Below are 12,324 nucleotides of genomic sequence, written 5' to 3'. Positions count from 1 at the left end.
TCGAGCATGTCTCGATGGACATGCTCGAGCGGGCAGGGCTATTTGAGGCCCTTGGCCTGGCAGGTGTGGCGGTCGCTGGCGTCGAGCTTGCAGACCAGCGGGGCGTCGCAGGGGCAGTCCTGGCAGCAGGTCTGGCTGCTCTCGCCGCGGGCGGGCTCGCAGACGCCGTTGCCGCAGGTCTTGGGCCCCTGGGGCTTCTCGACCTTGGGGGTGACGGGGGCGCCCTTGAGGCGGGAGCAGCGGCCGTCGGCGGTGCGGAACTGGCCCGGAGGACAGGCGTCGGCGGGGGTCTCGACGGGCGGGAGGACCGGGGTCTCGACGGCGGGGCCGCGCTTCTTGAGCTCGCCGCAGTCCTCGGGGCTGTGGTGGGCCGCCGTGTTCTCCTTGCCCTCGCAGCGGCCGTTGCCGGGCCACGGCTTCTTGCACCACGCGTCGGGCGAGTCGTCGGCCAGCTCGGCGTGCAGCTCGTCGAGGTGCTTCTCGAGGTCCTCGAAGTCGGCCTCGGTCAGCTGCTCGAACTTGGCCCAGCGCACGCGGCGGTTGCAGTCGAGGACGAAGGTGACGGGCAGGTTGCCGCGGAACAGCTGGCGCGCCTGCTCGCCCTCCAGCACCTTGACGAACTTCTCGTCGTAGCTGCGGTCGGCCAGCTTGACGGCGGCGGGCGGCATGACGTCGGCGAAGTCCTGGTAGGACTTGCGCGGGTCGGTGTTGTCCTTGAGCTGGACCGGGACGAACTTGACCGCGTCGCTCCACGTCTCGGCCTTGCGGGCGAACATGGCCTTGAAGTCAGGCATCTCGGCTTTGCACGGGCCGCACCAGGTCGCCCACAGGTTGACGACGTGGACCGCCTGCGACGGCAGCACCTCCTGCGCGCCGAAGCGGACCTCGACGGCAGGCTTGGTTGTGTCGCGGATCGCCTCGAGCTTGACCAGCATGGCCGGGGAGATCTGGGTCCCGAACTTGCCGACGTAGCCGCTGCGCGGCTGGTCCTGCGGCGGGGCGACCTCCTCGGGGTCGACGATCAGCGCGGTCTTGCTTTCGAGCACCCGCGTGGTGTCGACGCAGCCCTGCTTCTCGCGCTGCAGGACGCGCGCGAGCTGGCGCCGCACGTCGCTCTCCTTGAGCCAGATCAGCATGGCGAGGCCGCAGGCCAGCGTCGTCAGCATGACGTTGACCACCGCCCAGCGGACGTACAGCCGGGCCTTGGCCCGCGCAGGGTCCGTGTCCTTGAGGTCGAGGCGGGTCGGCTCGGACATGGTCTTTCGGTCAGGTCTTGGGCGCGTTGACCGGCTGGTTGACCGGCTGGTTGACCGGCATGTTGACCGGCTGCGGGGCGGCCGGCGGCGGGCCTGCCAGCGCCTCCTGGCAGCACGGGCAGGCCTGCAGCTTGCTCTGCAGCAGGTCGCGGGTCTTGCCGAGGCGGAGCACGAGCATGACGGCGACCAACAGGCTGACGCCGGCGATGAAGGTCGTCAGGATGGCGACCAGCTTGTAGGCGAGCAGGGGCGGCGTCGGGGCGCTGGACATGGCGGTATCAGCCGGCGGACTCGTCGAGGATGGTCTTGGGCGGCTTGTACTCGGTGCCGTCGCAGGGGATCGGGACGACGAGGACGACGCGGTTGATGGCGTTGAACAGCTCGGTCCAGTCGCGCGAGCTCTGGTCCTTGAGGTCGATCGCGCCGTCGAGCAGGCTCTGCATGCGCTTCTGGTTGGTCTCGTCCCACGCGACGACCGGCGACGGGGTCTTCTCGCCCGGCTTGTCCTGGACGTCGAGGTAGCTCTTCTTGAACCGCTCGGGGTTCAGCGGCTTGGCGTCGCGCATGGCGAACGGCTGGATCGGGATCTGCTTGCGCTCGGTCTCGGCCAGGCCCTCGTTGACGACCTCGCCGATGATCTGCGTGACCATGTCCATGCGCCGCACGGCGAGGTCGTGGTTCTCCTGGCGGTCGCCGTCGGGCGAGGCGCGGCCGATCACGAACACCTGCTTGGCCCGCGTCAGCTGCTCCTTGAAGCGGCGGATCTGCTGCTTGTAGTGCTCGCGCACCGTCTTGGTCGGCCAGTTGGTGCCCTTCTTCGGCAGGCCGGTCGGGTAGTGGACCGAGAAGCGGCCGGGGAAGGCGGCGAGGATCAGGTCGAACTGCGGGTCGTCGATCGCCAGCTGCTCCCAGTCCGACGGGGTGCACGAGCGGGTCGAGACCAGGTCGCCGAGGCTCTTGTCGCGGCTGGCGCACTTGTTCTGCAGGTTGCGCACCGCCTTGGCCAGCTCCTCGTTGCGGGCGCACTCGAGGGGCGCGCGCTCGAGCTTGCCCGGGTCCTGGCAGCGCAGCTGGTGGCACACGAGCGGCATCTCGCAGTCGCAGTCGCGGCAGCTGTCGCCCTCGCCGCAGATCGCCAGGTCGTCGATCGGGGCGCACTTGTCACCCATGCAGTACTGCCCCGGCGGGCACTTGGCGGAGCCCTCGGGCGTGCTGGCGTCGCAGTCGGCCGCGGGCGCGACCTGGGCGGTCTTGGCCGTCTCGCCGGCGGCCTGGGCGAGCAGCGGGTCCTCGGTGCGGAAGAGCGCCACGTAGGCGATCAGCAGCACCATGAGGGCCATGAAGCCGGTCAGCACCAGCAGGAGCTTGGTCGTCGTGTCGAACTCGGAGGCCATGAGTGCCGGCTCGGATCAGGGGGCCTTCACCATGCCGCGGACGATGTTGATGATCGCGCGGGCGGTGTAGTCGGACTGCAGGTGGTTGACGGTGTCGAGGCGCGGCGCGCCGTTCTCGATCGGGAAGACGTAGCCGGTCGGGACCTTGTAGTCCTGATCGACGGCGAACTTCTGGTGCGCGGTGATCCGCGTCGGCCCGTCCTTGTCGTTGTTGATGCACTGAAACAGTTCGTTGTCGGCGTCGTCCGGGTCGATCTCGAGGCCGATGTCGACGGCCTTGCTGGCGACGCGCACGGGGCTGAAAAGCGGGCCGCCGTTCGGGTCGGGGTCGGCCTGCAGCGCGAACAGGGCGGCGATCATGTCGAAGCCGGCGCCGGGGCGCAGCTTCTCGACGCACTCGGCGGCCTTGGCCGCGAGGCAGGCGCCGCCGTTGAAGGCGTCGGGGTGGTGCTTGGGGTAGCCGGCCGGGAAGGCGTCGGTGTCGCAGGCGGCGCGCGGGGTGTGGAACACGTAGACCCGCGTCGGCACGTCGAGCTCCTTGCTGCGGATCGCCCGGCCGACGTTGCGGAACTCGTTCGAGCAGTGCGGGCAGCTGAGGTCGAGGAACAGGGCGATGCCGACCTTGGGCTCGGCGGCGCCGGTGACGATGGCGGTGGCCGGCAGCGCGGTGGTCGGCGCGGCGCAGCCGGTGTTGGCGTCGACGAACCGGCGCGTGGTCTGGAAGCCGACCGACTGCACGCCGAGGCCGACGACGAACACGACGCCGGCGACGAACAGGGCGTCGAGCAGGTCGGCCTGGCGCCGCGTGGTCAGCCGCTTCCACAGGCCGCGCGGGGCCCCGTGGACGGCGAACAGGGAGCACATCAGCAGCAGGGCGCTGATGACGTAGAGCGAGAGGCAGTAGGGGCAGGGGGCCTTGAGGATCAGGAAGGCGTAGCTGCCGTAGACGGCGCTGACTGCGATGTCGAACAGCGCCAGGCCGAGCAGCAGCGGGCGGGCCGCGCCGCGCAGGAAGTCGGAGCGCAGGAACAGGCCGCCGGCGATCACTGCGACGACGAGGTAGAAGGCCGAGCCCCACAGCGAGATCGGCAGGCCGAACAGGGTCGACCAGCTGCTCTGCAGCGCGTCCTCGCACGACATGCCCCCGATCGCGCACGCGCCCTTGGTCGAGGCGCACGGCGTGAAGGTCATGCGGAACTTCAGCACCGTGAGGTACGCGCCGACGCCGATGCCGAGCAGGCTGAGCAGCAGCGCCGCGCCGGCGCCGAAGCGGGCGATGCCCGGGGGCTTGTCTTGAGATGTCGTGGAGGACATGTCCCGAAGACCTCTAGGGAGTGGGGGTCGACAGCGGCAGCTTCTCGAAGGTCGCCTTGCCGTTGTTGTAGGTGTATGCGAAGGCGCCGCCGCGCGGGCTGGAGTCGAACGGGAACTGCTCGAACAGGCTGCGCACGCAGGTCCGTACCGAGGCGTTGCTCGAGATGACCTTGATCTTGTGCGGCGGCATGCCCGACTTGCGGACCTCGATGGTGAACTTCAGCTTGGCGGTGCTCTGGCCGGCGCCGTCGAGGCAGTTCTGGAAGAACTTGTGCTGGTCGCGCAGCTCCTTCTCGGCGCTGCGGTAGGCGAAGTCGGGGTCGGGCACGCCGGTGCCCGCGGGCGGCGGGGTGGCGGGCTCGGGCGGCTTGCTGTCGGCGACGGGCTCGACCTTGGTCGGTTCGGGCGGGGCCTCGACCTTGGTGAGGGCGACCGGCGGCGGGGTCTCGACCTTGCTGTCCGGAAGGACAGGCGGTGTCTCGACCTTGGTGGCCTCGGGGACAGGCGGGGCGTCGACCTTGGTCGGCTCGACCGGCGGAGGCGTGCTGTCCTCAGGGACAGGTGGCGGCTCGACCGGCGGCGGGTTGACGACCGGCGGCGGCTCCTCGACCTTGGCGGGCTCGGGCTCGGGCAGGTCGTCGCCGGCCGCGGCGGCAGCAGCAGCAGCGACGGCGTCGTTCGGACCGGGCGCCGGGGCGGCCAGCCACGAGGCGAGGCCGAACATCAGCGCGAGCGACAGCAAGGTGCCGCCGCGGGCGACCACGTCCTTGCCGGTGATCGGGCGCGGCGCGTCGGTGTCGAACTGCTGCGAGCGCGAGATCTCGTCGCGCACCACCGGATCGCTCGAGTGGGTGGCAGACTCGGCGTCCTCGAGCGTCGGCGTGCCGAGCGGCGTGGCGCCGGGCCGCGGGGTGCCCTGCGGGGTGGGGTTCGGCGCGACGGTGCCGATCGGCGTGGTCCCGGGCCGCGAGCGCTCGGGGATCGCCATCAAGAACGGCTGGCTCATGTGCCGCACCATCGGCGCGCCGACCACGGCCTCGAACGACTCGAGCAGCGCCTGGCCGAACTCGTCGGCGCTCTGGTAGCGCTTGTCCGGGTCCTTCTCGAGCGTCTTGAGCAGGACGTCGTCGGCGATCTTCGGGATGTTGCGGTCGGGCGCGCGCTTGCTCGGGGCCTCGGGCGCGGTGTGCTTTTGGTGGTAGAGCAGGTCGAGGACGTTCTTGCTCGAGAACGGCGGGGTGCCGGTGATGAGCTTGTAGAGCGTCGCGCCCACGGCGTAGATGTCGGAGCGGGCGTCGGGCGTCGCGTTGGTGGCGATCAGCTCCGGGGCCATGTACTCCGGCGTGCCGAGCAGGACGCCGTCCTGCGTCAGCTCCTGGCCGCTGTTGGTGTCCTTGGCGATGCCGAAGTCGATGAGCTTGATGTGATCGGGGTTGCGATCGAGGGTGACGCGGAAGCAGTTCTGCGGCTTGATGTCGCGGTGGTAGGTGCCCTTGGCGTGGGCCGAGCTGAGGCCGCTGCAGATCTGGATCGCCATGTTGGCGAGGCGCGCCCACGGCAGCGGGCCCTCGCGCTGGAGCATGTGATCGAGGTCCTCGCCCTCGAGGTACTCCATCACGATGTACACCTGCCCCGACGGGGTCTGGCCGACGTCGTAGGCGCGCACGACGTGGTTGCTCGAGATGTCCATCATCGCCCGCGCCTCGGCGAGGCAGCGCTGCTGCATGTCGGCCTTGCCCGACAGGCGCGGGTCGAGCAGCTTGATCGCCAGCTTGCCGCCGGTGCGGGCGTGTGTGCCCCGGTACACCGTCGACATGCCACCTGACCCAAGGGGCTGCTCCAGCTTGTAGCGGCTGTCGATCACCGAGCCGGGGCCGATCGGCGCCGGCGGTTGTTTGGCCGGGGCCGGCCGCGCCTGCGCTGCGCCGCTGCCCGTCGAGGCGACGCCGGGCCGCGTGTTGCCGGTGGGCGCGGCGGTGCCGGGCCGCGTGTTGCCGGTGGGCGCGGCGGTGCCGGGTCGCGTGGGCGTGGCGCCGGCGGGCGCAGCGGTGCCGGGTCGCGTCGGGGTGACGCCGGGCAGAGAACCGGTCCCAGGCCGGGTGGGCGTGCGCGCCGGCGGCGTCTTGCCCGGGGCGGGCTTGGCCGGGACCGCGGCGGTGCCGGGCAGCGAGGCCGACTGCTTGCTGGGCGCCCTCATCTCGCCGGTGCTGGCAGGGGCGGCGGTACGTGGCCGCGGCGCCGGTTTCGCAGGCGGCCTGGGATCGTTGGGCGGCATATCAGGGGTCTCATCTTACAGGACACTGAGGCGCGACGGCGACAACGCGGCGATTACTTGTGTGCGCCGCGCCGGCAAGATGTCCGAAGGGCCATGCCGCGCGGCGCGATCACGCCCGCGTGAACGATCGCGAGGGCGGGCGCGATCGCGCGATGCGATCTGTCTCTTCGGACATGTCAACGCTGGTCCCGGCGATCTGCCGCACAACGGGAGGGGACGCGCGGGAACTGGTGGGGGCCGGCCCGAGGGCCGGTCCGCGCGCGGGTCCAGCCGCGCGCCGACGGGCTCGCGCGGGCCGAAGCGTTTGCGGCGAGATCCCGGCGGCGCCGCGAGGGCAGCGCGTCCATGGGTGCGCGGGCGGCGTCCGGGTGGATGTCCCGGAGGTCAGGTGCAGACGCTCGTCAGGGCCGAGCGCCGGCGACGATCGCATCCAACTTCGCTCGTTCGGCGACCTGCACCTGGCGTGCGAGCGGCCAGGTCTGGACGATCTTCGCCACGTCGAGGCCGAGCGTGTCGATCGCTCGCGCGAGCCCCAGCGCCGCCGGCCACGCGCGCGGCACCTCGCCAGTGACAGGGAAGAAAGCCAGGTCGCCCTCGATCAGCAGGCGCTCGCGCGGGGAGTAATAGACGAGGTACGAGTCGGTGTGCTCGATGTACGCGCCGATATCGTGCAGCTCGAGCGCGTGGCCGGAGGCGTCGCTGAAGACGTGCTTGCCGGCGACGACGAGGAACTTCGGCGCGCGCGGCTCGCGGGCCAGGGCGTCGGGCGCGAGCGCGTGGGGCCGGCGCGCGAGGTCCTCGATCAGGGGCACGTTGCCGGCGGTGGTGACGATGGTGGCGCCGGCGTGGATCAGCGGACGCAGGCCTCCGCTGTAGTGCGGGTGGTGATGTCCGAACACGGCATAGCGGATCTCCTTGTCCGGCGCGTGGGCACGCACTGCGGCGAGGAGATCCTCTCCGGCGGCGCTGCGCAGCGGGGCGTCGAGCACGACGACGAAGTCGTCGAACACCGCGAAGGCGGCGCGCGAGTCCTCGACCGGGAGCTCGACGAGGAAGAGGGCCGGCGAGAGGGCGACGACGTGGGCCGGCGGGCGTGGTGCGGGCGGTGCGTCGGTGCCGGCGAGCGTAAGCCAGTGCGCCTCGGCTTCGGCCGGGGCGAGGTCCTCGTGGCCGACGCGCTCGACGAGCTCGAGGGTGACGTCGCGGGTGTCTGCGGCGTCCTCGTGCAGCCAGCGCTCGATCCGCCGCGCGGGCAGCAGCACGCCGGCGAACTCGCGGTAGTCGGCGTAGCGCACCGACTCGGCGGCGTCGCCGAGCTGCGGGTGGGCGACGAGCCGCTCCCAGCGCGCGAGCCGGTGATCGTCGCGGCGCAGCCACAGCGAGGCGCTGCCGCTCGCGTCGGCGTAGGCGAGGACGTCGTGGACGACGCCGCCGTCGTCGCCCTCGCCGAGCCAGCGCAGCGAGCTCGCGTGGGCGCGGACGCGGCGCAGGAGCTGCTGCGGCAGGGCCCGGGCGAGGGCGTCGCACTGGCGCACTACGTCGCTGCGCTGGTCGGTGGGCGGATCGCCGGTGTCGCGGAAGAAGCCGCGCTCGCCGTTGCAGATCGTCAGGCCCTCGCGCTTGTCGTCGAATTTGACGCGGCGCAGGACGGCGTCGTCGCGCCGCTCGACGACCTCTTCCCAGGCCTTGCTGTGGACCTCGTAAGGTTTTTTATAATGGCCCTCGATGGCGATCGTGCCGCGGGCGCGCCACCACAGCGGGCCTGTGAGTTCGCCGTGGGCGGCGAGGGCCTGGTCGAGCAGGCCGCGGGCGCGCAGGTAGCTGGCGTAGGTCGGGTCGGTCGGCGCGGCGGGGGGAGCGGGCGCCGGGGCGGGGGCTGGTTCGGCGAGGGCCACAGGGGGCGCGTCAGGGGCCGGAGCGCCGCAAGTCGCTAGCGTGAGCGCAGCGGAGAGGGACCAGCGCGCCGGGCGAGACGAGGGCATGCGTCGTCATAGCCCGGCGCGACCAGGAGCCGCAATCGCGCGCCGGGCTCTGCGACAGGCTGTCCGCCCGGACTTCGCGGCTGGGGGCAGTAGGAGGCGGCCGGGTTCTCTCATGTCCTCGGGGACATGTGGTGAGTGATTCCGGCCCGGGGGAGACCCTCGCCGCGAGGGCGAGGGTCTGTCTCGAAGGACATCTGAGATGTCCCGAGGGTCAGCCGGGGATCGGGTCCTCGTCGTCGGGGATAAGGCAGGCCGAGAGCTCGAAGAACATGAACACGAGCGCCTTCTCCTGCGGGGACAGGCCCTGGGTCTCGCAGCCGGTGGGGAACGGCTCGCCGATGTTGTCGCCGGACGAGACGTGGATGTCGCTGTCGACCACGCGGCCGCACTGCTGCTCGGCGGGCACGCCGACCGGGGCGTTGAAGGTGAAGTACTGGACCGTGTTCTCGGGCGAGTCGGTGTAGACCCACCGCGTCGAGGTCATGTCGTTGACCGAGTCGACGGTGTACTGGGCCTCCTTGATCTCCATCTCGCCGTGGACCTCGGAGCCGCCGACGTGCAGCATCCAGTCGGCCAGGGCCAGGCCCTTGGGGAAGCTGGTGTCGATCTTGCCAGTGACCGGGTTGGGCAGGTCGGGCTCGCTGACGAAGTCGGCGGTGCTCGGCCACGGGTCGGGGCCGTCTTCGATCCAGATGTTGTGCCAGTGAGACAGGAAGATGCGCCCGCCGAGGCCGGCGTAGTCGACCAGGTTCTGGCGCATCGCGTTCGACTTGGCGCCGCCGTTCTGGCCGCCCTCGCAGGCCATCAGGACCATGTCGTATTTCTTGTAGGTGTCGAGGCTGCCCCACAGGTTGCTGGCGCCGCTGAAGTCGGCGCCGCCGTTGAGGTCGTTGCTGTACTGGTCGGCCCCGCCCTCGCCCTCGAACAGGTTGACGCGACCGCTGCCGTCCTCGGGGGTGAACTCGCCGTCCTCGATGCCGATCTTGCGCAGCAGGCACTCGAGCGGGTCGGCGCCGCCGGTGACCATGGCGATCTTCGGGATGTGACCCTCGCTCTGGTTCTTGGGCAGGCGCGTGAGGTCGTAGGGGGCGAGGTTGTCGGCGCAAGCGACGACCTCGGGCAGCACGACCTCGCGGCGCCACTTGCCCACGCTGACGACCAGCGGGATGTTCTGCCCCGCGGGCACGCCGGTGAGGGTGAACTCGCCCTTGGTGTTGGTGAGGGTGGCGACGATCGGGTCGCCCGGGAGGGCCCCGCCGCAGGTGTCGCAGGCGACGCCCTCGGCCACCGGATCGAGCGGCCCGGACGGGACGTAGACGGTGATGTTGTAGAGCGGCAAGGTGCCCTCGGGCGCGAACACGATGCCCGAGAGGGTGGTCTTGTCCTTGTTGCCGTCGCACGGATCGATCTGGCACTCGAGGCCGATGCACGGCGGCGCGGTCGTGCTGGTGTCGGTGTCGGTGGCCGATGGATCGGTGGTGGTGGTCGTCGACGTCGGCGTGACCGTGGTGCTCGTCGCGGTGGTGCCGGTCGTGTCGTCGGTGGTGCTGGTGTCGGTGGTGCCGGTCGAGGTGCCGGTGGTCGGGTCGACGGTGATGCCGGTCGGGGCGGTCGAGGTCGGGGCGGTGTCGGTGCCGCTGCTCTGGGACGAGTCGCCGCAGGCGACGGTCAAGAAGGTTGAAGCGAGGCAGGCGAAGGCGATGCGCTCGGCGCGTTGAGCCATGGGACTCTCCTATGCGGCGATCCTACGCGATCCGCGGTGGCCTTGGCCTCGGGCTTTCGGGTAGAACCTCGGAGGATGCGAGCGAGCGCGACGATCGTGGCGATGCTGTGCGGGTGCGCCCGCGCGCAGGGGACTGCGGTCGTCGTACCACCGCGGCAGCCCCCACCTTCGCTGGCGCCGCTGAGCGAGCGCGGCGACGTCGAGATCGGGCTCGGCGCGGTGACGGCCGCGGTGTCGGGCGCGCTGGTCGGTGTGGGCACATACGAGGCGGTGCGCGCGGTTCGGGTGCGATCGATCTGCACGGGACAGAGCGCGGACCCCGAGCGCGATCCGACGATCGTCTGCACGGGTCCGCTCGGCGGCGACCCGTTCGTCGCGGCGGTCGTGTCGAGCTCGCTGTCGTTCGCGTTCGCGGTGCCGATCGCGGTCGCCAGCGGGTTCCTGCTGCGCCGCGGGATCGCCACCCGACGCGCGTGGAAGGCGGGGGCGAACAACAAGATGTCCGTTCGGCCATGGTCGAACGGACAGACGCAGTTCGGGCTGACGTTCGGCCTGGCGTTCTGAGCCGGCGTCGCGGCGGCGATGACGAAGTCGCGAGTGCGACGTCGTGGTCGCGCGCGTCGCCGCGGGGACGGACGTGGTAGCGAGTGCGAGGTAGTCAGGGCGCGGAGGCCGGGACGACTGCCAGGGGCGGGGCGTCGGGGGCCTCGGTCGCGGGCTTGGCGGGCTCGGCCGGGACTGCGCCGGCGGGCATGGTGGGATCGGGCTGCGGGGCCTCGCGGGCGAGCACGGGGTCGCCGCCGGGCGCGGGCGTGGGCGCGCCGCCGTCGAAGTCGAACATCAACGCGTCGGCGAGGGCCATGCCCATGCGGGTGTAGCCGCGGCGGTTGAGGTGGAGGTGGTCGGACATCGCCATGGCGGGCTGAGCCGCGGCCCAGTAGGCCATCGAGCCCTCGCCGCCCATGAACTGCACGGTGTCCCAGAAGGCGCAGCCGGCCTCCTGGGCCAGTTCGCGCTGGGCGGCGACGATGTCGGCGACGCGCGGGCGCGGGCCGAGCGAGTTGTCGGGGCGCTTGAGCGGGAAGTCGCCGGGGCCGACGAGCACGCAGCTGGTGTCGGGCGAGGCGCGGCGCAGGCGGGCGAGGACCTCGCGCAGGTTGTTCTTGTAGACGCCGATCGGCTGGTCGTCGTCGACCGACTCGTTGCTGCCGTAGGCGAGGATGACGAGGTCGGGGTCGCGCCGCTTGTAGTTGTCGGCCCACACGAACTCGTCCCACTTGAGGTGGTTCGAGGCCCGCGTGCCGCCGATTCCGAGAGTGTCGACGACCACGCCCTTGGCCTCGTTCTCGACGGTGACGCCGAACAGGCGCACCTCGCCGTCGCCGACCGGGCGGATCTCGATCGACTCGGGCGGGCCGGGGCGCTCGAAGCTGTGGTACCCGGGGCCCGGCTGCTTGGCCTTGGTGTCGACGGTGAACGCCTTCTTGCCGGCGAACAGCACCTGGAACTTGCCGCCGCCGGGCTGGCGCAGGAAATAGAGGTCGTAGCGGCTGGCCGTGGGCGGCTCGGCCTTGCGATCGAGCGGCGGATTAAAGGAGATCCGCGTCACGTCGCGCTTCTTGCTGGCCGAGGCGCTGGCGCCCAGCAGGCCGTAGAAGCCGTCGTCCCGCGCCTCCGAGCGCTGGGCGTGCTCGACCTTCCAGCCGCGCGAGCTGTCGAGGGTGCAGCCGAAAGGTCGGGTGTACTTGCTCGGCTTGGCCAGCGGATAGAAGCCGAGGCCGCCGTCGCCGAAGCGCTTCTGCAGGTAGGCGCGCAGGTAGGTCGGGTAGATGTCGGCGGCCGTGTGCGAGGCGCCGTACAGCAGCACGCGGACCTTGCCGTCCTCGTCGAGGCCCTGGTCGAGGCGGCGCAGGGCCTCGTGGAAGTGGCGCAGCGGGTCGTCGGCGCCGCGCTGGAGCAGGATGAACTGGCCGAGAGCGTTGCCGTTGATCGCCGGAGCGACGCCCGTGCCGGCCGGCCCGGTGCCCTCGCTGCCGGGCAGCGCGTCGAGGTTTCCGGGGCCCGCGCCCGGCATCATCGCGGCCTGGAGCTCGGTGCCGGCTGCGACGGGGATCACGGGGAAGGGTTGACCGGCGCTGTCCTCGAGCAAGGCCGCTCGCTCGCCGAGGATCGCTCGCTGGGCCCACAGCCGGGCGTCCCGCGCGGCGTCGGTGAGGGCGGGAGTCGGCCCCGGCGGCGGTACTTGCACCTGCACCGGCTCGGGCGCGCCGCCGGACGGAGGCGCGGAATCGGGGGGCGGGACGGCCTGTGCTTGTTGCGCAGGCCCGGGCGTGACGCATCCGGGGCCGCAAGCGAGGCCCAGGGATGCGACGACGGCTGC

At 71.5% G+C, this 12,324-nt stretch carries 9 protein-coding genes; 1 reads left to right on the top strand and 8 read right to left on the bottom strand.

Features of this window, described 5'->3' with window-relative positions; genetic code table 11:
- Positions 1-38: 38 nt before the first annotated feature.
- From OV090_RS40735 to OV090_RS40705, 7 genes are all read right to left on the bottom strand, one after another.
- On the bottom strand, positions 39-1,256 hold the full coding sequence (locus tag OV090_RS40735; RefSeq protein ID WP_267710270.1) for a TlpA disulfide reductase family protein: 1,218 nt from the start codon (positions 1,254-1,256) through the stop codon (positions 39-41).
- 10 nt (positions 1,257-1,266) lie between these two features.
- Complete coding sequence (locus OV090_RS40730; protein WP_267710269.1) at positions 1,267-1,527, bottom strand: hypothetical protein; 261 nt, start codon at positions 1,525-1,527, stop codon at positions 1,267-1,269.
- 7 nt (positions 1,528-1,534) lie between these two features.
- The gene (locus tag OV090_RS40725) at positions 1,535-2,650 is read right to left on the bottom strand and encodes a hypothetical protein (RefSeq protein ID WP_267710268.1); all 1,116 of its coding nucleotides are present in this window, start codon (positions 2,648-2,650) and stop codon (positions 1,535-1,537) included.
- Between the two features lie 15 nt (positions 2,651-2,665).
- Positions 2,666-3,964 (bottom strand): vitamin K epoxide reductase family protein, encoded by a 1,299-nt coding sequence (locus tag OV090_RS40720; protein ID WP_267710267.1) that lies wholly within the window; start codon positions 3,962-3,964, stop codon positions 2,666-2,668.
- A gap of 13 nt (positions 3,965-3,977) precedes the next feature.
- Positions 3,978-6,161, bottom strand: coding sequence for a protein kinase (locus OV090_RS40715; RefSeq protein ID WP_267710266.1), 2,184 nt, complete (start codon positions 6,159-6,161; stop codon positions 3,978-3,980).
- A 479-nt stretch (positions 6,162-6,640) separates the two neighbouring features.
- Positions 6,641-8,134, bottom strand: coding sequence for a hypothetical protein (locus tag OV090_RS40710; protein ID WP_267710265.1), 1,494 nt, complete (start codon positions 8,132-8,134; stop codon positions 6,641-6,643).
- A 298-nt stretch (positions 8,135-8,432) separates the two neighbouring features.
- Complete coding sequence (locus OV090_RS40705) at positions 8,433-9,944, bottom strand: carboxypeptidase regulatory-like domain-containing protein (RefSeq protein WP_267710264.1); 1,512 nt, start codon at positions 9,942-9,944, stop codon at positions 8,433-8,435.
- A gap of 75 nt (positions 9,945-10,019) precedes the next feature.
- Between OV090_RS40705 and OV090_RS40700 the strand changes: the two genes are divergently transcribed.
- Entirely contained in the window at positions 10,020-10,508 is a 489-nt protein-coding gene (locus tag OV090_RS40700; protein WP_267710263.1) for a hypothetical protein, read from the top strand.
- Between the two features lie 94 nt (positions 10,509-10,602).
- Here OV090_RS40700 and OV090_RS40695 read toward each other — a convergent pair whose 3' ends face one another.
- Positions 10,603-12,192 (bottom strand): GDSL-type esterase/lipase family protein, encoded by a 1,590-nt coding sequence (locus OV090_RS40695; protein WP_267710262.1) that lies wholly within the window; start codon positions 12,190-12,192, stop codon positions 10,603-10,605.
- Positions 12,193-12,324: the final 132 nt, after the last annotated feature.

The organism is Nannocystis sp. RBIL2 (assembly GCF_026626745.1).
Lineage (GTDB): Bacteria > Myxococcota_A > Polyangia > Nannocystales > Nannocystaceae > Nannocystis.
The sequence above is the reverse complement of the archived record's forward strand: the minus strand, read 5'-3'. Positions and strand labels throughout refer to the sequence as shown.

What these genes read in the sequence shown, in the direction of transcription:
- OV090_RS40735 (WP_267710270.1), bottom strand. Translation starts at nt 1,256, where the DNA reads ATGTCCGAGCCGACCCGCCTCGACCTCAAGGACACGGACCCTGCGCGG.
- OV090_RS40730 (WP_267710269.1), bottom strand. Translation starts at nt 1,527, where the DNA reads ATGTCCAGCGCCCCGACGCCGCCCCTGCTCGCCTACAAGCTGGTCGCC.
- OV090_RS40725 (WP_267710268.1), bottom strand. Translation starts at nt 2,650, where the DNA reads ATGGCCTCCGAGTTCGACACGACGACCAAGCTCCTGCTGGTGCTGACC.
- OV090_RS40720 (WP_267710267.1), bottom strand. Translation starts at nt 3,964, where the DNA reads ATGTCCTCCACGACATCTCAAGACAAGCCCCCGGGCATCGCCCGCTTC.
- OV090_RS40715 (WP_267710266.1), bottom strand. Translation starts at nt 6,161, where the DNA reads ATGAGGGCGCCCAGCAAGCAGTCGGCCTCGCTGCCCGGCACCGCCGCG.
- OV090_RS40705 (WP_267710264.1), bottom strand. Translation starts at nt 9,944, where the DNA reads ATGGCTCAACGCGCCGAGCGCATCGCCTTCGCCTGCCTCGCTTCAACC.
- OV090_RS40700 (WP_267710263.1), top strand. Translation starts at nt 10,020, where the DNA reads ATGCGAGCGAGCGCGACGATCGTGGCGATGCTGTGCGGGTGCGCCCGC.